The 25491-nt window shown below is 36.9% G+C and carries 20 protein-coding genes and 2 pseudogenes; 16 read left to right on the top strand and 6 right to left on the bottom strand.

Annotated elements, in window-relative coordinates:
* Positions 1–13 precede the first annotated feature (13 nt).
* The 5 genes from C9J35_RS18250 to C9J35_RS18230 all read left to right on the top strand — a co-directional run bounded on the left by C9J35_RS18250 (position 14) and on the right by C9J35_RS18230 (position 7189).
* Positions 14–766, top strand: a complete 753-nt coding sequence (locus C9J35_RS18250; RefSeq protein ID WP_107925760.1) for an IclR family transcriptional regulator — start codon at positions 14–16, stop codon at positions 764–766.
* Between the two features lie 21 nt (positions 767–787).
* A complete protein-coding gene (locus C9J35_RS18245) occupies positions 788–2362 on the top strand; it encodes an OPT/YSL family transporter (RefSeq protein WP_107925758.1) in 1575 nt (524 codons plus the stop codon).
* A 15-nt stretch (positions 2363–2377) separates the two neighbouring features.
* Entirely contained in the window at positions 2378–3421 is a 1044-nt protein-coding gene (locus tag C9J35_RS18240; RefSeq protein ID WP_054768693.1) for an S-methyl thiohydantoin desulfurase domain-containing protein, read from the top strand.
* Positions 3422–4609: 1188 nt separating this feature from the next.
* The gene (locus tag C9J35_RS18235; RefSeq protein ID WP_107925756.1) at positions 4610–6571 is read left to right on the top strand and encodes a methyl-accepting chemotaxis protein; all 1962 of its coding nucleotides are present in this window, start codon (positions 4610–4612) and stop codon (positions 6569–6571) included.
* Positions 6572–7000: 429 nt separating this feature from the next.
* A complete protein-coding gene (locus C9J35_RS18230; RefSeq protein WP_054768694.1) occupies positions 7001–7189 on the top strand; it encodes a hypothetical protein in 189 nt (62 codons plus the stop codon).
* A 169-nt stretch (positions 7190–7358) separates the two neighbouring features.
* Here the strand turns inward: C9J35_RS18230 and C9J35_RS18225 are convergent, their stop codons facing one another.
* Positions 7359–8384 (bottom strand): ETX/MTX2 family pore-forming toxin, encoded by a 1026-nt coding sequence (locus C9J35_RS18225; RefSeq protein WP_167396008.1) that lies wholly within the window; start codon positions 8382–8384, stop codon positions 7359–7361.
* A 494-nt stretch (positions 8385–8878) separates the two neighbouring features.
* A pseudogene (locus C9J35_RS18220) lies at positions 8879–9238 on the bottom strand (ABC transporter permease); the annotation flags it as partial.
* A 467-nt stretch (positions 9239–9705) separates the two neighbouring features.
* On the opposite strand from C9J35_RS18220, the gene C9J35_RS18215 reads away from it, so the two are divergent.
* From C9J35_RS18215 to C9J35_RS24925, 7 genes are all read left to right on the top strand, one after another.
* On the top strand, positions 9706–11235 hold the full coding sequence (locus C9J35_RS18215) for an esterase/lipase family protein (RefSeq protein ID WP_107925772.1): 1530 nt from the start codon (positions 9706–9708) through the stop codon (positions 11233–11235).
* Between the two features lie 287 nt (positions 11236–11522).
* Positions 11523–12242: a YrpD family protein gene (locus C9J35_RS18210; RefSeq protein ID WP_107925754.1), complete on the top strand. Its 720-nt coding sequence runs from the start codon at positions 11523–11525 to the stop codon at positions 12240–12242.
* A 507-nt stretch (positions 12243–12749) separates the two neighbouring features.
* A complete protein-coding gene (locus C9J35_RS18205; protein WP_107925752.1) occupies positions 12750–14669 on the top strand; it encodes an N-acetylmuramoyl-L-alanine amidase in 1920 nt (639 codons plus the stop codon).
* A 322-nt stretch (positions 14670–14991) separates the two neighbouring features.
* Entirely contained in the window at positions 14992–15369 is a 378-nt protein-coding gene (locus C9J35_RS18200) for a hypothetical protein (RefSeq protein ID WP_054768702.1), read from the top strand.
* A gap of 484 nt (positions 15370–15853) precedes the next feature.
* Positions 15854–16297: a carboxymuconolactone decarboxylase family protein gene (locus C9J35_RS18195; protein ID WP_054768703.1), complete on the top strand. Its 444-nt coding sequence runs from the start codon at positions 15854–15856 to the stop codon at positions 16295–16297.
* 143 nt (positions 16298–16440) lie between these two features.
* Positions 16441–16827 carry a DUF7737 domain-containing protein gene (locus tag C9J35_RS18190; protein WP_153062971.1) on the top strand — a complete coding sequence of 129 codons (387 nt, stop codon included), beginning with the start codon at positions 16441–16443 and terminating at the stop codon, positions 16825–16827.
* Positions 16828–16842: 15 nt separating this feature from the next.
* The gene (locus C9J35_RS24925) at positions 16843–17001 is read left to right on the top strand and encodes a DUF6678 family protein (protein WP_369122300.1); all 159 of its coding nucleotides are present in this window, start codon (positions 16843–16845) and stop codon (positions 16999–17001) included.
* Positions 17002–17474: 473 nt separating this feature from the next.
* Here the strand turns inward: C9J35_RS24925 and C9J35_RS18185 are convergent, their stop codons facing one another.
* The 4 genes and pseudogenes from C9J35_RS18185 to C9J35_RS24330 form a co-directional block, all read right to left on the bottom strand.
* The gene (locus C9J35_RS18185; RefSeq protein ID WP_054769942.1) at positions 17475–18023 is read right to left on the bottom strand and encodes a hypothetical protein; all 549 of its coding nucleotides are present in this window, start codon (positions 18021–18023) and stop codon (positions 17475–17477) included.
* A gap of 11 nt (positions 18024–18034) precedes the next feature.
* Positions 18035–19270, bottom strand: a complete 1236-nt coding sequence (locus C9J35_RS18180; RefSeq protein WP_107925749.1) for a DUF6138 family protein — start codon at positions 19268–19270, stop codon at positions 18035–18037.
* 92 nt (positions 19271–19362) lie between these two features.
* On the bottom strand, positions 19363–20226 hold the full coding sequence (locus tag C9J35_RS18175; protein WP_107925747.1) for a YwqG family protein: 864 nt from the start codon (positions 20224–20226) through the stop codon (positions 19363–19365).
* Positions 20227–20263: 37 nt separating this feature from the next.
* A pseudogene (locus C9J35_RS24330) lies at positions 20264–20467 on the bottom strand (hypothetical protein); the annotation flags it as partial.
* A 347-nt stretch (positions 20468–20814) separates the two neighbouring features.
* Between C9J35_RS24330 and C9J35_RS18165 the strand changes: the two are divergent.
* The 4 genes from C9J35_RS18165 to C9J35_RS18150 all read left to right on the top strand — a co-directional run bounded on the left by C9J35_RS18165 (position 20815) and on the right by C9J35_RS18150 (position 25379).
* On the top strand, positions 20815–21429 hold the full coding sequence (locus C9J35_RS18165) for an HD domain-containing protein (protein WP_107925745.1): 615 nt from the start codon (positions 20815–20817) through the stop codon (positions 21427–21429).
* A 598-nt stretch (positions 21430–22027) separates the two neighbouring features.
* Positions 22028–22789, top strand: coding sequence for a DUF817 domain-containing protein (locus C9J35_RS18160; protein ID WP_107925770.1), 762 nt, complete (start codon positions 22028–22030; stop codon positions 22787–22789).
* Between the two features lie 402 nt (positions 22790–23191).
* Positions 23192–23818 carry a DUF3885 domain-containing protein gene (locus C9J35_RS18155; RefSeq protein ID WP_107925743.1) on the top strand — a complete coding sequence of 209 codons (627 nt, stop codon included), beginning with the start codon at positions 23192–23194 and terminating at the stop codon, positions 23816–23818.
* A 535-nt stretch (positions 23819–24353) separates the two neighbouring features.
* Positions 24354–25379, top strand: a complete 1026-nt coding sequence (locus C9J35_RS18150; RefSeq protein ID WP_107925741.1) for a trypsin-like serine peptidase — start codon at positions 24354–24356, stop codon at positions 25377–25379.
* The last annotated feature ends 112 nt before the right edge of the window (positions 25380–25491 follow it).

Here is a 25491-nt window from a genome sequence, read left to right as displayed (position 1 = left end):
GAAGGAGCAGGTAATGACTGTCAAGACGTTAAAAAACTCATTGGCTATACTAGAATGTTTTGCATCAACAGAAAACGCATTAGGAGTGCGTGAAATTTCACGCATGACAAACATGCATACAAGCGTTGTACAAAGAACAATCAATACATTTACAGAAGCAGGGTACCTAATACAAGATGAAAGTACTAAAAAATATAAAATGGGCTACAAAATGTTTATATTTTATGACGTCCTTTCGCATTCAAGTGACCCGCATTCGGCCATTTATGAATTGATGCAAAATCTCGCGAGTGAAATCAATGAATCAGTATTTCTAACTTATATGGATAATGAATATGGTGTCACAACCAAAATAGCTGAAAGTAGTAAGAATATAAAATATGCGGTGTCATTAGGAACGAAAACACCGCTTTATATCGGTGCTTCCTGTAAAGTAATGTTTGCCTATTTAGAGGAAGAACAACAGCTTGAATTGTTAGCGTATTTTCATGAAAAACAGTCTGAAGAAGAACATAAACAGCTTCTTGCGCACTTGAAAAATGAGCTGCAAACCATTCGACAACATAATTGGTGTATGACAGTAGGTGAGTACAATGAACATGCTTTTGGTATAAGTGTTCCATTATTCAATAACAAGAAAGAGATTATGGCGTCTCTTACGATTTCTGGTTTGATATATGACATGGATGAACAGAGAGAGAAATATATGCTTGAACAGCTATTACAAGTTTCTCATCAAATTCAATCTCACATTACTAAACTATAAAACAAGATAGGAGCTGATTTCATGAATAATAAAGTACTACATCCTAGAGCCTTAGAACCTATGACTCTACTGATGATCGTGTTTACATCTGTTGTTGGTGCCATCATTGGGATGCAACTGATTACTTCTTTAGGGATTTCTGCAAATACGTCGATTGTCGGTGCTATCTTCGCCATGATTTTAGGAAGAATTCCGATTGGAAAATTCATAGCGTTCAAATCAGTGCATAGACAAAATATTATTCAAACGGCGATATCCGCGGCAACGTTTAGTGCAGCGAGTAGTTTAATGTTGCCTATTGGAATTCCTTATGTTTTAGGTTATGAATCTTTAGTTCTACCATTATTTATTGGTGTGATTTTAGCGATGTTTGTGGATGCTTTATTATTATATAAATTTTTTGATACGAAGATTTTCCCGGCGGCTGGTACTTGGCCACCGGGGATTGCCACTGCTGAAGCGATCAAAGCTGGAGATAAGGGCGGTAAGAATGCAAAAGTTTTAATCGGTGGTGTGTTAGTCGGTATTGTGGGCTCCGTACTAAAAATTCCAATGTCAGCTTTTGGTGTCGCGTTTATCGGCAATATTTGGGCGCTGACCATGTTTGGAATCGGTCTTTTACTTAGAGGCTATTCGGTTCAATTATTTAATGTAGATTTAAATCAATACTATATTCCGCATGGCATTATGATTGGTGCAGGGATTGTGGCGCTGTTCCAAGTAGCTTTTGCATTATTAACAAAGAAGTCTGCTAAAAAGACAGAAGAATGGCAATATTCAAAAGATGAAAAAGAAATCAGACAGGCCTTTGGTGCCGGATTTATCGCATATTTAATGATTTCATTATTAATCGCATTATTAGGTGGAATCATTTCTCACATGTCTTTTGGTATGTTAATAGCCTTTATCGTGTTCGCAACCATTGCGGCTTTTGTACATGAGCTTATTGTGGGGATTGCCGCCATGCATGCTGGTTGGTTCCCAGCATTTGCTGTTGCGTTTATTACACTGATTGTCGGCATTTTGATTGGTTTTCCGCCGCCAGCCCTTGCGTTATTAGCTGGCTATAGTGCAGCAACAGGTGTGGCATTTGCGGATATGGGCTATGATTTGAAAACGGGTTATATTTTACGTGGACATGGTAGTGATCCAGCATTAGAAAAAGAAGGACGCAAACAGCAAATGATCGCTGGGATAGTAGCCTTTTCTATTTCTGCCATTGTAGTTTTACTATCGTACAAATCTTATTTTGCACAAGATTTAGTAGCGCCAGTCAACCATGTTTATGCGGCAACTATTCAATCGGGTGTTACAGGCGACGTGGCGAAACAGTTAATGATTTGGGCCATTCCAGGCGCCTTGATTCAACTTCTTGGTGGGTCAAAGAGACAAATGGGTATCTTGTTTGCGACAGGTTTATTGCTTGTTAATCCCCTTGCCGGCTGGGCAGTATTAATCGGTATTTTACTGCGTATTATTTTCACGAAAGTCACGAAAGGAAAGAAAGAGTCTGAAATGACGGTGTTTGCAGCGGGTGTCATTGCTGGAGATGCTTTATATAGTTTCTTCTCTTCCATTTTCAAAATGGGGAAATAGCAAGGGGGTATCTTGATGGTAAAAGTGTTAACGTATGAAGATGGTATTGCAGCTGTCTATGGCGGTACGATTCTAGGAGGCGGTGGGGGTGGCCTACTTGAGGAAGGCTTAAAGCTTGTGGAGGAAATTTTCGCGGTGGGGGCACCTCAGTTAATGGATATATCCGAATTGAGCGAGGATGATTTAATCGCTTGTGTGGCCATGGTGGGTGCTCCGTCAGCAGCCAATCAATATATATCAAATGAACAGCTATGCTGGAGCTTTAGTAAAATGAATAGCTATATGGCTAATCGACTAAAAGGCATCATTACGAACGAAAACGGGGCGATTACGACAATTAATGGCTGGCTGCAATCGGTGTTATTACATGTACCAGTCGTGGATGCCCCTTGTAATGGGCGAGCACATCCAACAGGCATCATGGGTTCCTTGAATTTACACGAACAACCACATTATCAATCCGTGCAATTTTATGCTGGTGGAAAAAATAAATGGGCATTACAAGGTTTTGTAGAAGGGGATTTGCAAAATACGGCCAAAAGCGTTCGTCATGCTTCGGTGTTAGCTGGTGGTATGGTGGGGGTAACGCGAAACCCAGTAACCATTGGCTATTTAAAAGAACATGGCGCACCATATGCCATTTCTGATGCCATTGCGCTAGGCTATAGCTACCTTAAGGGACAAACAATGGATGAAAAATTGCAAAATGTCTTGCGTCACTTGCATGGCGTACACATTGTCTCTGGAAAAGTAACAAACTATTCTCTAACAAAGGAAAATGGCTTTGACGTAGGCAAGTTAATGGTGGAGGACTTCTCCTTAACATTCTGGAACGAGTATATGACATTAGCAAAAGCAGGAACTATCCAATCTAAATTTCCCGACTTACTCATGACATTCGATACGGAAAGCATGATGCCTGTCCCAAGTGCAAGCTTGAAGGAGGGCATGCATGTAGCCGTTATGCAAGTCGATCAAAGCTACTTGAAATTAAGCACAACGATGAAAAATGCGGCACTACTTGCGGAAATTGATGAAGTCATTGGTGCTGTTCGCTAGTCATTTGACAGTGCGCTGGTGTCGTTGGGTATGCAGGCGTAAAACGCTTAGGACCGGGTGCAAATTGGGGATATTGCGGCAACACGGATAGGCAAAATATAAAAGCTGCCAACATCTATTATCAAGATGGGCAGCTTTTATTGTTCCTTCAGCGGGAAGGTATTACATAACATCACTTTAGTTCCTACTTCCTTCAAGCTTAGTGCTTCGTTATTACTGATGGCTTAAATGTTCCGTACTTCGGAAAAATCGTTGCCTAAAACGATCATTCTATTTGTTGTTAACGCGACTCAGATGAACAGCATTTCACAAATTGTAAGCAGTTACGAGGTGATTCATTTCCCATTAAAGGGAGGAGTTACGTTCACACATATCCAACACTCTGAATAGAAGAAGGTAACATCAATTAATGAAAAAATCCATCACACTGCTGCTAGCAATGGGTGTACGCCTACTTGGCCGTGAAAACAAAACTAACTGTGGGTTCACTTATTTTGTATTGTACATTCACTATGCGGGTTAACAAAATCTAATTTCTAAGGGAAAGTGTTCACTTTTATTTGTTTCTCTCACATGCTTATGTCAAAAGATAATCGGTGACGCGATACGCCCGTTAATCTTTCGAAAATTTTGTTCAAACAATATCAATATTCAATTGTAAGCCCGCTGAAGTCGTTTAAGTTTGTAAAAAACATAGCGCCTGTACATTACGCAAATAGTGAGATACAGAACAATAGAGGTTGTTCTGTACAATCATTATATTATATTCTGAAAAGTTAGTCAATTGAAACCCTGTTCTTGTTCTTGTGGTTTATCCCAACAGTTTCCTCAATGTGACATGGATTGATATAGTTGAAGCCTTGATCCGAGTTGATAAATGTACCTGTCGTTCGTTTGATACCATTCTTCTTCAGATTCCTTATTGTATTCAGGGTGATATCCAGCGATAGGTGTAGGGGCTCTATTTTAGTTGAGTGATGAAGAAATGCAAAAATAGAAGGTTTTATGTTACGAAAATCAAAAAAATGAAAAAGTGGGTTTGAATTTAAGTATTTCGTCCGATAAAAGCTTAGGGTGAAATTTAAACGATAAAATAAGGGAAGATTGTAAGAGTAGGGGGCGGCATTCTTTAAAAAGAAACTAACAACACATTTTAAAAACTAAATGAAGACAAAAGGAGAGCTGTTTTTGAAAAAATTATTTGGAACCTTTAAGGGTAAACTGTACACATTATTTGCTCTTATCTTACTAATCCCAGTTATTTCTGTAGGAAGCTTATCGTATCTTTCAGCAAAAAATTCGATAAAAGAAGAAATACTTTTTAGTGCAGATGTAAGTGTGGAAATTTTAAATTCGTTAATTGATAAAACCATTAGCGAAAAAATAAACGAAATCACTATTTTTAGCAATGAAATAACGTCTTCTCAGTACGATCAGAAGGAATCGACAATACTAGAAAATTTTCAACAATATATGAAGCTGAGTCCAGATGTTTTAAGTATTTATGTTGGAACAAATGAGGGAGCATTTATTCAAGAACCAAAAATAAATAGTGCAGATTATAATCCGTTGGAAAGGGATTGGTATAAAAAGGCCAATGAATTAAAGGGCGAAACTTTAATTACAAATCCTTACATTGATGCAGGTACTGGAGATATGGTCGTTACAGTTGCTCGTCAGGTAAAGGATCAATCTGGGGTAGTGGCAATTGATATAAAATTGACAGACATTCAAAAAGTCTCGGACTCTATTAGTATCGGAAAAAATGGATATCCTTCTATTTTTGGTGATAATAATTTGGTCATTTCACATCCTACTTTAGAAGCAGGTAAGAAATTAAACGAGAACTTCCTTAATCAAATGTACGACAGCAAATCTGGCACGTATGATTATGTCTTTGACGGCGATGACCGAATTTTGTTCTTTACAACGAATGAACTGACAAATTGGAAAATTACTGGAACAATTTTTGCGGAGGAAATTGACCAATCAGCATCCTCTATTTTGTATAAAACGTTTCTCGTACTAATCGCTGCAATTGTAATCAGTGCGATTGTATTCTTCTTTGTCATGAAGGCGATTATAAAACCGATTAAATCGCTCAAGGATAGTGCAGTAACCATAAGTAAGGGTGATTTAACTGAGAAAGTGGCGGTAAAATCTCATGATGAGATTGGACAGCTAGGGCAAGCCTTTAACGATATGCAAGACAGTTTAAGAACTCTTATTCAAAAAATTGAACAAAATGCTGAAGAGGTAGCCTCGTCGGCAGAAGAGCTAACAGCCAATGCCAATCAAACAAGCATTGCTACAGAAAAGGTGGCTATATCGATTCAAGATGTCGCTTCGAGTGCAGACACACAAACAACGAGTGCCAATAAGAATGCAGAATCGTTACAGGAGCTTTCTAAGGCTATTCTTCATATCGCAGAGATATCTTCTATTGTGACGGACCTTTCACAGCATGCAACGCTACAGGCTGATGAGGGTGGAAAGGCAGTCCAAAATACAAAAGATCAAATGCATTCTATCCATTTATCAGTAACAGATTCTAACACGAAAATTCAAACATTACATGAACGCTCTCAACAAATTACGTCCATTTTAGATGTCATTACAAGCATCGCAGATCAAACTAACTTACTGGCTCTCAATGCAGCAATTGAGGCAGCAAGAGCAGGGGAGCATGGAAAAGGCTTTGCGGTTGTTGCTGATGAAGTAAGAAAGCTGGCGGAGCAATCACAGGAATCTGCACAACAAATTTTCGAGCTAATCCATGGCATTCAGTTAGAAACAGAACAATCCGTAAATATCATGGCAAAAGTTACAGAGGATGTTCAAAATGGACTACATGTATCGGATGAAGCAATCGCGAAATTCCAAGTGATTAAAACAAGCATGGTTAAAATTACTCCTAAAATGGAAGAGGTATCATCTGCGTCTGAACAGATGTCAGCAAGTGTACAAGAGGTGACGGCTATTACGGAGAATTTGGCATTCTCCGCAAAAGGAAATGCAGCTGCTTCAGAGGACGTTGCAGCGTCTACAGAGGAACAATTAGCTTCGATGGAAGAGATTAATGCTTCTGCACAAGCTCTTGCGCATATGGCAGACGTATTAAAACAGCTCATTAGCCAATTTAAATATTAACAGAATCAGATATAACATTCTTTTTTACATTTTCTAATGTTTCGTATATCAAAAAAAGTACCCAATAAGTAAACTTTTTAGTGTCTATCTTATGGGGTACTCTTAATCAAAAATCGTGGGTGACAAAATTAGCGACCTGTTTCCAAAACTAAACGAAGGTATTCTTTGGTATGACATTACGTTTTTGTAGTATATCATTTTGTCAGTGCTGGTCATTTTTCTAGTTGCTTTGTTACTGGTATTTTATCAATGGCGATTTCAACGATCGTGTCTAACACGATTGGACTTATTGGGGGCAAGTTGTGACTACTTTTATTATGATAGCCGGTGTGACAATATTTTTGAGTGGGGAAATGGTGAGTGTTTGGCATCCAATTTGGTTTGTTCCTTTAGGATATTCATTGTTTTTTCGGAGTAGTGATTTTTTTAATGTTAACAATACCACCTGTTGCTGGAGTTCTTGCAGGAATAACCTTTGGTTCAACAGAAATCGAGCCAGTGCCTGTCTCCACTGGTGATCGTTTGTTACTGGTATTTTATATTTCATCAGTAATAAATCCTCCTGCACTAAATTTCGCAATTGAAGGTACTGCAAGTGCAGGAATTAATATTGAATAAAAGAATTCCTTCTACTTTTAAGATAACCATTAATAAGTGGTTTTATATAGTACGTTCTTAGCTCAAATAAAGTAAGAGAATACTAAACGAAAAAAGGCCAGGTACTCACTTAAAAATGAGCGCCTGGTCGATTGCTTACTATCAAAGTGTTTGGAACTTCTTCAAAATATTAATGATAACTTCTTGTTTCTACTAATTCATGTTTTGATGGATTTGTAACATCTAAAATATCTACATCTATTTTACTACCCATTATACCTTCGACTTTACCAGTTCCTTGTGCTTTTATTTTAACTCCACCAGTATTTGGATAGTAAATGAATTCGATTCCATTTAAATCCTTTTTCTGAGCATCAGTTAGTTCCTTCCAAAAAAGAGCAGTATATTTATTCCAAGTGTATTCTTTCCAAGCACCCATACCATTTGGAGCCCAATATGTTGCAGTTCCCTTTATTGTAGTCATCGGATTAATTCCTTCACCGGTAAACGAAACATCACCCCAAAAATTTAATTGTTCAAATACAACGACTGCTCTATATTTTTTACCCGGTGGCACTTTTATATTTTGTGAAGGTAATGTTATTGTTTTTGTCTCGGACGTTGTTTGTGTTTTTGTAGTAGAAGAATTAAATTCTGCATTTATTTTTATATTATCTAAGAGTAGTGGAACTTTTAATAATAAGTCACCAGCCCCTCCAAATTTAAAACCATTTTGCGTCGCTGTCGATACTGTTTCTTGTACACTCTTGGTATAACTAGATGTTGTAAGCGTCTGTTCCATAGGAGTTTTTGTATTATCAAGTTCACCTATTGTTACGTAGTCGACCGTTGTAGTATCATAGTTCAATTTATTTAAAGTACCCGTAATACTAAAGTCAAGCTTTGTCTCAACACTATCTGGTTTTGCCTTAAAAGTCAGTGTAGGCCATGACTCGATTTTTGTACCTGCAATTTCGTTAGTATAATAGTATGTTCCAATTTTATTCAATTCGGATTGAACATCTGTAATACCAACAGCATTTTTATTAATACTAGTTGGAGTATTTTCTTCTATTAGTATACCACTAGGTACTCCAGAAGTATTAATTTGATCCGCACTAGCCAAACTTGGTGATGCTAAAGCAAATGTTGTCCCCATAGATGCAATAGCAGCTATCGTTAGAGTTTTTTGTACTAATTTCCCTCTAATTCTCATCCTATATTCCCCTTTGAGTAAATTTTGTTACACCAAAAAGAATAGTTTTTTTCACATAATTAAGCAAATATAGTATAAAATACGTATAATTCAGTAATGAATCAGTATTTTATTACCGTATAATCTAAATTTATACATAATTATATAGGTAATTTATGGGGGATTATACGATTATTTTTCCACCTAAGAGATTATGAGACATATTATTTGTCACAAAAAAGTTATAAAGAAATATAAACATATTGATAAATGAGGAAGAGTGACCCCTTTAACAAGAGCTTTCGTTCGTGTTTTAGTAAAAATTGAGGTGTACCGGGACTTCTCTATTAAGCGTGTTCGTTCAGAATAATACTATCTGCTTTTACGTTGCTAAATTGTAATATACAAACCAATCACACGATCAGTTGTCATTGTTCCATACTGTAACTCCTTCAAGTGTGGAGCCCGATCAGAGATTTCTCATTTTTTAAATAAAGAGCATAGAGATTTTTTCTTCAAAATTTCGGAAGAACTATTTTTTTATAAAGTTGAACGGTAATATAGTAGTATATTGTGTAAATAGCTACAAATATATTAATTGGCAGCCAAACACGGAAATAAGGTTCAGCTAAAATTGTTGAAAATAGGTTCATGCCAACCAATACATGTAAAATACCAACTATCGCAGGGAATAGAAAAACTAAGAATATTTCTTTATAAATAGACTTTGTTAACACTTCATATCGGACACCGATTTTGAACAGCATTTGATATCAAATAATATCCTTTGAAGCGCCCGTTAGGATTTTAAACATTAAACAACTAGCCATCATTGCTAGGAAGAATCCCATAAATATAGTCCCACTAAGATGATTTGTAAAAGGAAATAAAAATAGGTACGCCCAGCAGTTATGACAGCGTTTCAATTTTTTACATATAACATAACGCTGTTTTTATTGTCTAAATTAGAAGGGAATCATTTCCTTTTTATAGAATATTGGGATAGATGGACGGTGGGGTTAGTTTGTCTCTGTTTGACATAGATGTTCGAGACATATTTATGATCATTAATACCCGATAATCAACACTTGTTTTTATAGACTTTACAATATAGCTGATTATCTCTCATTGTCATCAAAGACTAGCAAATGAGTCAATATCGACACACCTTAAAAGAACTTGGACTACACAAGATATGTCTCGCAAAGGAAACAGGTTACGGTAATGTTGTAATCGAGAGTTTTTATGGGATTATGCTGAATTGCTTTTCTACAGCTTTACGAACTTCATCAATAATGATTAGGAGGAAAACAATGTGAAAAAATTGGGTTCGTTATTAATAATGGTCACAATTATACTTTTTTCTACTTCAGATGTTTTTGCCTCAAATCTGATTGAACCTTATGGATTGAAGCCACCAGGTGAAAGCTATACCCCTGGAGAGTGGTTTCTAGGAGAAACTCCATCTAATGTTGATCCGAATAAACCACCTATTGTTTTCGTTCAAGGGAAAAACGGTAACGCTACAAGTTGGTATAGTCAAACAGAATATCACGGTCTTAATGACATGTATACAAAAGCTTATGAAGCAGGGTATCAAACTGTATTTCTTCAATTATACGATGCGGCAGGTAAAGGTTCTTATAGTCAATACGATAATGGAAAATTATTAGCCTCTATGTTAAAAGAAATCAGTCAACATTTTAACGGAAAAAAATTAAATATCATTGCCCATAGCAAGGGTGGGCCCGATACCCAAGCAGCATTAGTTCTTAATGATGCTCATTCGTACGTTGGTAGGGTCTTTACTTTAGGTTCCCCTCATTATGGATCAGAGTTAGCTGATCTTGCCTATAGCTGGTGGGCAGGTTGGCTAGCTACATTACTCGGTGAAAAAGATGATGGCACTTATTCACTTCAAGTTGGGGAAATGGAACACTTTCGCTCATTAATAGACAATCACCCCAACGTAAGCAAGAACCACTATTATACAATTGCTGGTACTAATACAGGACCATTTCTATCTGCACTCTGGATGGGGGGGCTATATCTTTCCGATCCAAACGATGGATTAGTCAAAGAGACAAGCACTAAATTATCTTACGGAACGCATTTATTTACCGATACCTCACTTGACCATGACCGTATTCGCATGGGATCTGCAGTATTTTCTAGATTGGAACAGTATTTACAGTCTGCTTCTACTGCTCATATCGTTGAAAACAATGAATACTTTTCTCAATCTGATACGTTTCAAGAGTTGGATGCTTCTCATTATTTTTATGGAGGAAAGTTACAACCGTCAAATGATGTGACACATTCTTTTTATGTGGATGCTACATTCGGTAATGTTAAATTATGGACAGGATTAACTAGTGATAAGATAGAGTTGTTATCTCCTTTAGGAAAAAAATATACCAACCAGACAATCAAATCAATGGAAGAAGCCTCCTTCTTTAATGGCGGAGTACCCCATACGTTTACTGACGTTATTTCTGAGAAGGGGGAATGGAAGCTAAATATTAGCACGCAGGCAGGAGATAATGCGTATTTACTGGCAGTTCAACACGGGGGTCCATCTTTGATTAAGGTGAGTATTCCAACAGTAGCATTAGAAACGAATAATATCATCACAATGCAAGCTAACCACCAGTTACAAAAACTTACTTTCGATTTACGTGTATTAGATCCAACAGGTAAAGATATTGCTTCCTCTCTACAAATACAAAAGGTTAATGAACAAAACTTTATGGTAAATTTTCCAGCGAATAAAAAGTCTGGTGTCTATAATATAACTTTAAATATTGCTGGTGAAACGATACAAGGTGAGCCATATAAAAGGACCATTGTTCGTTCTAAGTATATAAAATAGAATATAATTTTTAAAATAGTTTATAAGTGTAAATGACACTTATAAACTATTTTTGTACTTGTAAGGGCGAATTCTCTCTATTTATCAAACCAATTTAAAGCTTCCACAATGTATAAACGGGCACGTTATATCCTTCGAAAGCTCAAGAAAGCCCTCTTCAGTGAATAGCTCCTTCACAGTTTGTTTAAGATTTAGAATTAGTACAATATTACATTTGTATTAAATATTTACAAATTTGTTATTTTAGTATAAAATGTAAGGTGAAATAAAATTTAGGGGGTAGTATATTGAAAAAATTAATTAGTATTTTATCTATCTTTTCTATTTTTTCTTTACTTGTGTTATTAATCCCAACGCAAGCTGATGCTGCATCAACTGGTACGGGACCATACAGAAAGGTATTATCAAATTCAGGTTATTCGTGGATGTCTACAAATGTTTACATACCTGGTGGGAATGACGTAAGTTATGGTAATTCAACGGATACAGGTTATATTTATTTAGGTGGACATAGTGGTTCGGTAGAAGTAGATGCGGGATTACAACATAGTCCAACACTAGATAATTGGGCACCTTTTATTTCTGTGAATGGGACTCGCCCTTCCAGTGGTACGTCAACAACTCGTTTTAAAAGTGGACAAACTGTTTTTATGAAGTTTTATGTAACCTCTGATAATACTGTGGAGCTTAGTGTAAGTGGGATTGCTACAGATGGGGTCAAGCGTACAGTTGTGGTAAATGCTACTGCAAATGGATGGAAAAAAAGTGGAACAGGCAATTCATTAAAACGTGTAACGTCAATTGCTCAAGTTGGTGGCGATAATTTTGCTTCTAAATCTTATCTGAAAAATGTGTATTGGTCAGACGCTACAATAGGAACAAGTTCTACTTCAAATGCAGTTTGGTCTGGAGAACATACGAATGCGTTCACTAGCTACCAAGCACCTTATGTATCAGTTCAATATGTAAATCAAAGTACAGAAACTGTAAACATAAATTTAAATTAGAAAATTATTAATCAGGCTAATGAAATGGGTATTCCACATCACATGTAGGGTAGATTGACATCGTTAGAACTTCCAATGCGGACGCAACGCTATCATTAAAGACTATTAAGGCGTTTCAATCGAAAGACTTACAAAGTTGGAACCGGAACAATTTATCAATGCTTAAACGTGTTGGAACAAAACGATCAATGAACGAATTAAACTTCGTTTGTTGGTCGTTGTTTTATGCGTTGAAAGTGCGTAACCCCAAAGCCTCTATTCTGATAAGTGCTTTCTGGTGTTCGGAATTTGCGCACAACTTTTTTGTGGGTTTGATTTTCTAAAAGATTGTTACTAGTCAACTAACGGTAGGTTAGTACGTAAGAAAGTTATTAAAAAGTGTGAGGTTTATATTGGAAGTATCGCTTGATTTTAACCGGAAAAGGAAATGATTACATTCTTATGATAGTTTCATGTGTGAAACTTTGCTATAATAGACACAAGAATAGGAAGGGAGGAAATAGGACATTGTACCTCAAGAAAATTAGTCTTATGTTATGCATCTTACTCATATCAGCTTCTATATTTACCATACATAATGCAAGTGCAAGTGGTGGTTTTGAAGATATTGCTTCCAACCATGAAGCTTATGAACAAATCAATTATTTAGTTAATTTAGGTGTTATTAAAGGATATACAGAAAAAGGGAAAATATATTACAAGCCTAATAATAACGTAACGCGTGGGCAAGTTGCCAAGATGGTCGTTGTTGCTTCAGAGAACAAACCACTAGTCGTCAAAAAATCAAGCTTTTCAGATGTAACAGTCGGTACTGAGCTTTCGGGCTATGTAGAACGTGCCATACAGCTTGGTTACTTTGCGACAAATACTAAGGGGAAGTTCTTGCCGAATATGCCTTTAACTCGTGATGAAATGAGTTATGTATTAACAAAAGCATTTAAGCTTGATTCAAGTGCATATGAAAAAGTAGATTCACCTTTTGTTGATGTAGATGTGACACATCCTTATATGCAATATGTCAATACGATTTACTACAACGGTATTACAAGGGGAAGCGGTCAAACTTATAAACCAAATGGCCAAGTGACACGTGCGCAGTTCGCGTTATTTGTAGCGCGTGCAAAAAGTGAAAAGTATCGTTTAGAGTTACCTGTAAAAGATGTGGATGTACCTGATGCATCACAGATTATTGGGTCAGTTCAAGTAACGACTGACGGATTAAATATTCGTAATACTAAAGATTCTTCATCTAAAGCTAACATTGTGGGTACAGTGAATAAAGGTGATAGACTATCAGTCTATGCAGTCGAAGGAGACTGGTTAAAAGTCTCGTCAAAAGATGCCTATACTTATATTTACAAAACGTATGCTCAGTTTTTAGATGCAGATGGTAATACTTTAGGGAATGTTCAAAAGCAAGTAACAACAACACAAACTATTAATGTTTACGTTAAAGCAAGCTCCTCTTCAAAGATTATTTCGACTGTGAATAGTAAAGTGAAATTACCCGTTTATAAGACGGTTAATGGCTACTATTTAACAGAAGTGGACGATGTACCAGGCTATATCGTAGCGAATAGTACAGAGGATGTTGCAGTAGAACAGCCTGCTGCTCCAGATCCAGCCCAAAAGCCAGACCCAGATCCAATCACGCCACCAGTTACAGGTGACTTACTTGGTCGAGTGACAGTTGACAATTTAAATATCCGTAAAGAGGCTAACTCTACGTCTACGGTTTTAGGTAAGCTTAGTAAGGGTGAATATGTTCAAGTGAACAGTATTTATGATTACTGGGCACAAGTTACTTTTGAAGATCAAACGGGCTACGTGCATAAGTCTTACTTAAAGCTATTAAATCAAAGTGGTAATCCGTTAAAAGATCGAATTATTATTATTGATCCAGGTCATGGTGGCAAGGATCCAGGAACCTCTTTCGAATCTTTTTCCGAAAAAAACATTACATTAAAAGTTGGTACTCTTGTTAAGAATAAATTGGAGGCTGCAGGTGCAAAGGTATTGATGCCTCGAACAGGGGATACATTTCCTACACCACAAGATCGTGTTGACTTTACACATGCTAATTACGGTGAAATCTTCGTAAGTATCCATGTTAACTCAGCAGCGAATACTGCTGCACAAGGTACCGAAACATATTACGCAAAAACACCAGGTGATATGTATGAAGAAGACATTGATCTTGCGACATTTGTAAACAATCAAATAGTAAATAACTTAAATATGAAAAATCGTAAGGTCCAAGAAGAAAAACACATTGTGAGCGCTAATACGAATATTCCAGCCATCTTAGTTGAGCTAGGCTTCCTAACAAATAGTGAAGACCGTGCTAAAATGACAGATGATCAATATGTTGAGCAATTTGCTGAATCCATCTATAAAGGGATTTTGCAATATTACGAAAAACAATAAAAAAAGAACTACATTGGTGTCAATTGAACTGAACCCCGCATAGTGGATACTTTAAAAAAGTGAACCTATTCGGGGTTTTTCTATACTCAATTACATTAAATCCCGTTATACTCAATTTTTAATTTTACGTTAGTCATCACGCGCTTATTACAGGACAGACATTTTAGTTATTTACGTATACTGAATGACATGAAGCTGATCTTCGTATTGGTTCAACTCTTCGTTTAAAAATGGCCGGAGGATCCATTTAGCTGTACACAAACGCCGCTATGCTTTAATCGCATAGAATGGATATCCAGTTAATGAAGAAAGAAGTTAAGGAGTGAAATGGATTGAAGAAATCACTTTTAGTGTTTTTGTTAGTATTTTTTTAACTGCATGTAATTCATCAGCGTTAAGTATTAGTGAAATTGAGATTGTTCCAAATAAAGTACAAGGGGTAATTGATGACAACAATACACTTCAAATAATCAATGAAGGGAAGAATATTTCTTATATCGTTTTTCGGTCAAAAGGAATAGTTACAACAGACCTTGAAACGCAAGGTGACACATTAATAATCAAGTTAGATGTTACCAATCAACACGATAATGCAGTAAAACAGCATGTCTATAAATTAACGTTAGAACCTAACCTTGATACGATTGATATTCGTATTAATGGCAAATCTACAGTTATTGATAGTGTAACAGGTATATGAGGAGTAATTAGCCTCTTTTCTGAAACAATAACCATAAGGCTTGTGTAAAAATTCCACACAAGTCCTTTTTTATGCTCATAGAAAGCTCCTGTAGTTTTATAAATTCTTTGTAGCTACGATTAGTTAAGGGTACTGGTACTGAATATTAGAACGACAAGCTGATATTAATGGGAATTAGGAATGGAGAGTAGATTGGGGGCGGTATAGCGGAGGAAGGGAAAATTGGAAGTAATGTAGAATGTAAGGAATACTCAGAGTCAACAGTTTTGCCCCTGCAGGTATTGGGACACAATATTGAGGATGTTTTATATTGATTGGCAGAGATGAGCCACTTTTCTTAGACAGCACATTAACGTGTTGCCCTGCATTTATCCATCACTCCTGTATATTTCCTTTCATTCAAATGTTATGAAGCTAAAAACTAGCACAAATGTTCTCGTTTGGTTATAATTGTTTTATCTTAAAACAAAAGGAGTCTTGCCTAATGAGTCAAAGAGTTGCCTACTACGATGTTGCACCTGACGCTATGAAAATCATGATGGATATGGAAGCATACACGAAGAAATCTACGATTAATCGAGCAACTAGGGAACTTATTAAAATTAGAGTCTCTCAAATGAATGGGTGTGCGTTCTGCATAGACATGCACACATCTGATGCTCGTAAGATGGGGGAAACTGAACAGCGTATTTATTGTTTAAATGCTTGGCATGAATGTACTTTTTATACTCTTGAAGAGAAAGTGGCGCTAGAACTAGCTGAGCATATTACTTTCATTCCTACAAAAAGAGTGCCAGATGACCTCTATAAGCGAGTACGTGCATACTATGACGAGCAACAATATGTTGATCTTGTTCTAATTATCAATCAAATCAACAGTTGGAATAGAATTTCGATTGCAATGGGGAATACAGCAAGTGAAAAATAATAACAGGACTTTGTTTATGATTATTTTACAACTGCGGAAGTGGAAGCCTCGACACTACAAGAGGTGAGGTAACATTTGTTGGAAGACTGACAAGTAAACAGCTTAAACTTGCCGATGTGCCGACTGTGCATTTTAGTGAGGTTATGCGCGACTTAGACCTAGTTGTGAGCGTTGCTCATGCTGGAGAAGTGGATCCAGAGGCTTCCCATTCTACAGTGGAAATGCGCGCAGTCATTATCCAGGAACTCGTTATCTTATTTGGCTTGAAAAATGTGCGTGTCAAGGCTCCGCATATATTTGTAGTTGGTAAGTTCGGACAATATAGTATTCATCTTGGTAGTGGGAACGTGCATCAACTGGGAGGTACGATGATTCCAGTGCTCGCGGTGCCATCGCAGCATCGAGGTCGAGTATTCTTGCCGTTTGTGGATGAAGATCCAAAAACGGCGGAAATTAGTTCGAAAGTATTATTATTTGCAGATGATGAAAATATTACGGACCCACAAATCAGGCTGTATATTATGACTTGAAGCGCTTGAGGTGCAATGGAAAAAATAATGCTGAATATTGTGAATGAATGTCAGTTAATTTCTCCTATGCATAAAACAAAATGGCGTAAATTGACAGAGGGAATCGCTTCATTGCCTTTGCCACCTGCGTTCCAGATGAAGCTTCTAACGGAACCGGAACCCTTTCCGCCATAGTTTTATGAACACATAACATAGCATGGCGATTGGCAGCATTTAGAGAATGAATCATATAGTTTTTCACATAACGAGTGGTTAAAAATTCGACCGTATGATTATAAAAAGCAAGGTCAATTACTGTCTGCTCAAAAACTCGACTGTCATTTTGCGCTAGAGGGGTTGTTAAAAAATTCCAAAAAGAAAAGGAAGATTATATTGTACTTGGCTATGTAACGACTACGGAAGGATTTTTAAAGGGTGGATAGCATTTTACATTTGACAGTCAACTAGATGTCAATATCCTATAGTAATTGTGAGCAAAAAAGCCAGCTATCTGACAAAAATTTCAGATAGCTGGCTATTCGTCGTGCGTATCGTAAAGGTCGCTCTTTTTTTATGTTATCCTACGATATAGAAAGTTATCAGACTGCTCTACAATCATAGTAATCTTTTTCTTTGGCTCATTGCGCACATAGCACCCGGCCTTCTAATCACATTGCTTCCCATAGCTTTTGGCGGTTTTCCAATAGCTCAAGTAGCTCAGTCAAAGTCGGAGCTAAATCTTTTCGCATAGTGGCGATATTTTGGAATAAGGGAATCGCCTCACGCATTTGATATTCACTGTAAACATAGTAGCTCATAAAAGCACATTCTTCGTAGCCGCGTGGTTCCTCTTCTTCCCATTCCTCCTCATCTTCCTCTTCAACTTCTGGCCAAAGCCTTTTTTCCTGCAGCAGTTCATCCATATGTTGCACGGGGCTAGATGTCAATTCATCCCAAGTAAAAGCGCAAGCAACCACAAGATATACCTGTATTTCTTCCTTCTTTACACTTGTTACAGGTCGATTCGGCAATGTCTGTAAAAGCTGTTGAATAGCCCATGGTGTAACTTGCCATAGCGTGCCTTGATGTTCAATTAATTGTGCAAGCTTATCATATTGCTCCATTTCGATTAATGCTGGAATTTTTGTACCTCTTCCATAGGCGGTTGTTAAACGATGCCAAGGTATCGTTAACATTTCTTGATAGGCAATTTGCATGCAAATACTCCTTATATAAGTTCGTTAATAATTGGCTCAAAGCGTGTACGATATGGTTCTGGAATGCGCATAAATGCTGAACTAGTAAAGTCATTTAAATGGATGATGCCAAAGCATGTATATAAAAGCTGCGCTACAGCCATATCCTTATATTGCTCCATTTCTTCGTGTTGTTCCAGAGGAATATATGGACAAAGCTCTAGTAGTGGTGTCGTCATAAATTTTTCAAACCATTGCAAGTTGTCATCGGTGCTCATAGCTTGTTCAAAGAAAGCATCATACGGAACTTCTTGTACAGATAGTACCGTACATACAAAGACGGGCAATGTTTCCGGTGTTAGCCCAAATGTTTCAACATAGGCTTTCGCAAAGTATTCAGGCATTGGTGAATGGTCACCATCGCATTCATACATATAGTCGATGACAAGCTTGCCGTAGCTTTTATCGTATAGACCAAGACCAAAAACGGCGAATGTACTTGGCATCGCAGCCTGTTCGTCATCGACATCTTGATAAAAATGATATTGTGCCATTGCTTTATAGCTATACTCGACTAGTGCAGCATGTAGATTAGGGTAGCTGACAGCTGTCGCGAAGAAGTGATGTGATGATGTAACAGGTAAATGCTCGATTGGTAGCACTAAGTTACTCTTGCCTTCATAATGAATGCTATAGCTTTTAGGAAAATCTTCTTCTAATAAAGCATTTAAGTAGGCTAATGCTTGGCGATAAGCCTCTTCGCTTTCCTCTTTAATTTGAATCGTAATCTTTGCCAGTATATCATTTGCTTGGCAAAAAATTAGGTCGGATTCCAGTTGTTGTTTATGTGCTGGCAACGTGCCAGAGCCTATTGTAAGCAATGAGTTGTAAGTTTCTATATCTAATTTTTTAATGGTTGCTAATAATTCTTGCACTGTTAAATATTCAAAACTTGCACCATACTTACTTAAATTTATTGCATAGTAGCTCAGCAAGGGTAAGTAGGCTAATGATTGGTGCTTGTTAGTGAAACGAGAAAGACAGTAGCGCTGTGTCTCAAAGTTAAGCTCTTGTCGAAATGCATCTAACAATGCAAGCTGTTGATAGTGACAGAGTACTTCATGTAGCGTGATGTCGTCTAGTGAAAACGAAGGGGTGATGAATTTAGCCGGATAGTCGTCTGTTTCGATTTTATATTGTTTAGAAAATAGTTCTTGCTCAAGTTGGAGCCATAATGTTTCATTTTTGGTAAATTGCTCAGTTTTCATGGTAGTGCCTCCCACTGTAAATGTGAATATATTAATGCCTGATGAAACATCACGAATGAATGAAAGCCATTGAAATCGTCACGTACAAATAGTCAATAGCACTGTAAAATCGTCCATGCTTTATCGAATTTTTTATTTTTGCAGTCTTCCTTGCGAATCCAGAAGTATAGTTTACCGCTATCGCCCCACATATAGCCGAGATCTTCTTCCGAATCAAGCTGTAATAGGAGATGCCAATCTTTTCCGTGTGCTTCAAGCTCCTTGCGTAACGGGTGATTATAGGCTGTTGCATCGCCGCAATATAAACCATTTGTGACAAGCTGACATTGTAAATACATATCCCCTTGAATCATATCAGGATGTCCATCTATACGATGTGTCGTTTGTTCTGTTGTCTCCTTATCGCCCCAATCATATAAAAAGTCATTGTAGGTATCCTGTTGCTCCGCTGTTAAAATGTCTTCTAAATTTTCTGCATAGGGAGACTCCCAGGAGGGGAGTGTCCATTCATTTCTAAAGTGTAACACCGCGCTATCAATATGGTCATCCAATGCTGCGGGTTGCTGCATTCGATGGTAACGGTCAGGTGTTTGTGTGAAATGGAAAATGTGAAAGCCATCACCATCATTTGGATCATAGCCCCAGGGTTGTCCCACAGCATCATAGAAAAAGGATAACAACCCCTCATGTGGCAATAAATTGTCTGAATCATATGGCTGTACTTCCGTTAAATTGAGCTGACATAGGAAGTATAATGGTTGGTCATTATTGGTAGTGGGCCATACAAAATCTGTCGGTACATCGGGCATACCGCCAATTTTAGATTGTCCGATTTGAATGGCATCATCTGCTGTTGGTGTTGTCGTAGCACGAATTGAATTTTTTGCGAACTGCAAAATTTGCTCTGCTACCTGTCCAAGCTTAACAGCATGCAATGCAGCACGTAGGTTTTCCATGTGTATTCCTCCTCGTTTTTGTCTAATTTTAATTTATGTCAGTACCTGTGAAACTTTTCGCACGATTAATAATGGATTCAGGTAGACCAAGTCTGCTTGAAATTTCGAAGGCATTCGAGCGACCCGGGCCCCCTATAAGCAAGCGATAAGTCGGGCTCAGTGTTTCAATATCGAACTCTACACTTGCATTGGCAGCCCCAGGACGATTTTAGCCGTACGCTTTTAATTCAGGATAATGCGACCTTACCCGAGCGGTTTTGTTGAATCAATGCTCGCGTCAACTCTCGCTCATAAACATCAAATCATCACTCAGGTTTCTAGGATGTCAGAGGGTAAGCTTTTGTCATGACCTACAGTGAAATAGTTAGCATGTAATATCTATCTATCATCACTCGGTATAATAAAGTATAAATAAGTAAGACAAAAATTGGAAGGACAAAGCAAAGTAAAGGATTTGTTGAATCTTTATTTAAGTGTGATAAATGAATAAAAATCTTGTATTATTGAGTAAGTCACATAGCGGCTGTGGAGATAGTTTTGGTATCCATTTATGTGGGATTTGCAAAGAGAAAGGATTGAGTAGACTTGATGAATAATTTAATGGACAAGGTGCGTAGCATTTATGAGCAATTTGATGCGAGCCACGATTTTCAACATATTGAGCGCGTTTATCACAATGCGTTAGCGATATTACATACAGAGCCTGAGGCAGATGCAGAGGTTGTAAAAATTGCAGTGCTTTTGCATGATGTTAGCGATAAAAAGTATACCGATAGTAAAGAACAGGAAGAGCAGCTCATTACCGAACTGCCAATGAGTGAGGAAAAAAAGCAACATATTCGAGATTGCATTGCACAAGTATCGTTTAATGGTGGCAATGAATTGGAGGCCACTTCGATTGAAGCGAAAATTGTGCGTGATGCGGATCGACTAGATGCAATTGGTGCAATAGGGATTGCCCGTACATTTGCCTACGGTGGCGCGAAGGGGCGGAAGCTGTACGATAAGGCAGAAGAAGCGCGCACAGCAATGTCTGAGGAAGAATATCGCAGTAAAAATACCTCATCCGTGACACATTTCTACGAGAAGCTTTTATCGTTAAAGGATTTAATGACAACGGATAAAGGCAAGCAAATGGCTAAAGAACGCCATCAATTTATGGAAAGCTTTTTACAGCAATTACAAAATGAAATAGGGAAATAAAAACAAACATTCCTAAAAAGATACTGTGAGTAGCAGGGGGGAGGTACTCCTACAGTCTAATCGCAGTAAGCAGAGAGGTGGTCTTTTTGAAGACTACCTCTCTTTTTAATACCCGCACCGTTGACGTAAATTCATAATCGTCCTTTCGAGTAATGCGGTTTTGCAAGAGCTTGTCGTATTGGCTGTCAGAAGTCTAGGCAATGATGATGTATTTGTCGATGAAACCAAGCTTAACAACAACAGATAACCAGGACTTATAAGTAATGAGCACCTGGCTTTTTTGTGTGAAAAACCAAGGGGTTAATGTATATAAAACAATACTTTTTTATTGTTTTGCGATAAAAAAGTATTGACTTGTAGTTATTATCTATATTATAAAAATAGTACATGCTAAAAAGAAATAGGATTTGCACAAGGAAGGAGTAGCTGTCCGATGGTGACCCGCTCATACGCAGATACCAATTTTCTTCAAGCGTGCATTAGCTAGCATACAATTTTTAGTAGACACATTGTCATTTCGGAGGAAGTTTACATGGTTACAAAACGAAGCAGGGGTTTGTCGAGGGACAAAACGAAGCATGCTGAGGCAGATATGAAAATGAAAAAAATCAAAGATTTATTTTATTTTGCTTACCATCAATCTCTATCGTGCATTTTTCCAGTGGTGATTTTTATAACACTGGCGCTGTCAAAAACTATTAATATACCTGGGTTAGCACGTTACGACTTTATTCTAGTTATTTGTCTAATCGCTCAATTTTTAATGTATAAATTCAAATTTGAAACAAAAGATGAGATGAAAGTTATATTATTATTTCATATTATTGGACTTGTGTTAGAAATATATAAAGTTAATTTTAATTCATGGTCCTATCCAGAAGAAGCCATGACTAAAGTTTTTGGCGTGCCATTATATAGCGGTTTTATGTATGCCAGTGTTGCTAGTTATATATGTCAAGCATGGCGACGTTTTAACTTAAAGATGTATTGTTGGCCAACAAGTTATTTTACCATCCCACTAGGGTTAATGATTTATGGCAATTTTTTCACCCATCATTTTATTTATGACTTTCGCTGGGTGTTAACGATATTACTTTTCATTGTATTTGCTCGCACATATGTAAAATTTACAGTGCGCAAAACGACATATAGGATGCCAATTATTTTCTCATTTTTCTTGATTGGCTTTTTTATATGGATTGCCGAAAATATTGCGACATTCTTTGGCGCATGGCACTATCCAAATCAAGCTGTGACTTGGCAACTTGTGCATGTTAGTAAAATCAGTTCTTGGTTTTTACTTGTCGTCATCAGCATCATGATTGTTGCACAACTCAAACAAATATATCGCAACACGTAAGGCTTTTTTAGAACTATTACAATGGCTTGAGCGATGTAGAAAATGTCAGGAACAGGGATTTAACATGATAAAACAACATGGGAGTAAAACATAAAGGAAGGATATAGGATGAATAAACGTCAAACAAAGAAACAAATAAAAAAGCGCAGACTGAATTGGCTGAACATGTTCAAACTACAGGGCAGAAGGCACATGGACAGCAGAGGGGAAAGGGGATTAATGGCAGTGAATAAGGGGTAATCAGCCGATAAGGGGGAGTTCGGTATTCTACCGGACTTTTTTATTTTGCCTTAATTCGTTTGGCTAGTCTTCTTTGAGATAACCGACTTTTCTCTATCTTAGAATACTGCCATTCTTGGGTGACAATAGAAAGACAAAAATTTATATAAGGGAGTAAATCCAATGAAGGAAAAAATATTGAAGTATATAGATAGCAATTTCCCGAACCTAACTAGTGAATTGCATTTAAGGTTTGAACTAGGTGAGCCATATGAAAATGGAACTGAAGATAGAATAAATCAAGTTGTTACAAGAGTTACTGCATTGTTTGAAGAAGTATTCAAACCCGATGATTCTATTTATATTTATCTAAAAGATGGGGAAGTTACAGAAGATATTATGTTTGGCAATACTACTCCACAATATCTGTATGATTTATTAAGTGATCAAAATATAGAAGAGGAAACTTTATTCGATATACATGAAGATGATGATAAGGTAACGGGTCAAACGATAGAAGTTAAAAATGAATACAAAGTGAAATTAGTATACTCACAATTAATGTCTGTTCCCTACCAGAAAATACTTGAAGGTATAGGGAATTATGAACAAGGAAGAGAACCTGCCATTGGACAATCTGTGTACTTTATTAGTACGGATAAGGACATAATATTTCAAATGTATGATGATAGAGATTGTTTAATACATGCTAAGGATGTTGAGAAATTGCTGCCTTTGTATCATAGCTACAATAATTGGCTTGTTGATTATTGGCGTGATTACTTTGATGGCATTTTCAAAAAGGTATAATCTCTTTTATTCGATAAACGAAGTGCGATTGTTTTCAATTAGAGCAATCACTTCTTCAAGTATTACATTCTCACAGGGGAAAGGATCCCAAACAATATAGTTAGTTTAATAGCAAGAAAGACATATCCATTTCATAAGAGGTGGTCTTTTTTTATTACTTAGGTAATTCTTTGTTGAGTACATTCACCAGCAGTGGGTTGTGCCGGTGGATATAGTGGATGGTAACGAAAGATAGTAATACATTCCTATTAGTAATGATTTTAATCGGTACAATTCAGTTAGTCGGTCTGGTGAAGATTGGCGACAACAAAATCCTACTAAAAATCAATTCCTCTCATTTTTACATTAATTTCACTTTTACTCAGCTTTTTTCATAAGAGATATGCTCATATTATTCATCATCAAAAATTCAAAAAAATATAAAATGTATTTCGAATAATTGAAATAGATATTAAATTACAAATTTTCAAAATTATCTTTATTTTCCCTTGTGTTTCCAGTAAACTGTAAGAAGTAAACCAAAAGGAGGAATAGAATGAAAAAAAATACTTTTAAGTTTTTCTTTATGTTTATCTTTTTATTAGTTCCAATGCATGTTTTTGCGGAAGGGTCTTTAGGGAATTTTTCTTTTGATGCTAGTCAAGTGTCCCATCCGTATGACATGATAAACTCAAAAGGTGAGGTAATTAAGTACGAAGAATACAGTAACGATAATGCACAATTTAACAATGAAATACCAAGTGTTGAAGGTACAGGAGAAATTTCACCCGTTCAGATTGATTCCCTCATAGAAAATCATTCCTATATCGATATTACACCGCCACCAGTTATTATTAATGACGACTCTATTGCGAGTGCCCCAATATTAATCACACCGCGTATTGTCATTGGTGACGATAGTAGAGAAAAAGTAGAGAATACGAAAGAATTTCCGTATAGTGCAATTACGTATATTGAATTAGAGTGGCCTGATGGGACAAGTGGTTCTTGTACGGGTACTTTAATTGGCAAAAATAAGGTTCTAACAAATGGACATTGTGTAATAGATTCAAAAACAAAAGACAGTATAACTAGTGCAAAGGTTTACCCTGGCGTAAATAATAGTGTTGGATTGTTTGGTTCTTATAATGTCAATGATTATGCTGTAGCTGCGAATTGGGCCACTACTGGTTCGAGTTCCGAAGACTTCGCTGTTCTTGTTTTAGACGTCTCAAAAGACAATAAACAGGCGGGAGATGTTGCAGGTACTCTTGGCATCAGACAAGTAAATACTCTTCTTAATCAAAATATCGATATTTTTGGTTATCCGGGAGATTTAATGCAGGCGAGTGGTGAAATTTCCCAATTCGGTATGGGGGGTTATATTACGCGAGAGGATGCATCTGTAGCCTTTTATACAATTGATACTGCACCAGGACAATCTGGTTCAGCATTGATAAACAGGGACAATCAAATTGTAGGTGTTCATAGAGGTTCATTCGTTATTAATGGTAACCCTATGAATGGTGGTCCTAAGATGAACACTTATATGTTTAATTTTGTTACCAAAGCTTTGGAGTAAAAGGTAGCATTAATTTTATCTAAACTTATCTTATAGACAAACTGAAACTTTCGGTTTGTCTATAAAATTTTGTTGAAAATACCTACTATAATTATTGCAACAAATGGACTTT

Origin of the sequence: Lysinibacillus parviboronicapiens (assembly GCF_003049575.1) — a bacterium.
In the GTDB taxonomy this organism is placed as follows: domain Bacteria; phylum Bacillota; class Bacilli; order Bacillales_A; family Planococcaceae; genus Lysinibacillus; species Lysinibacillus parviboronicapiens.
The sequence above is the reverse complement of the archived record's forward strand: the minus strand, read 5'-3'. Positions and strand labels throughout refer to the sequence as shown.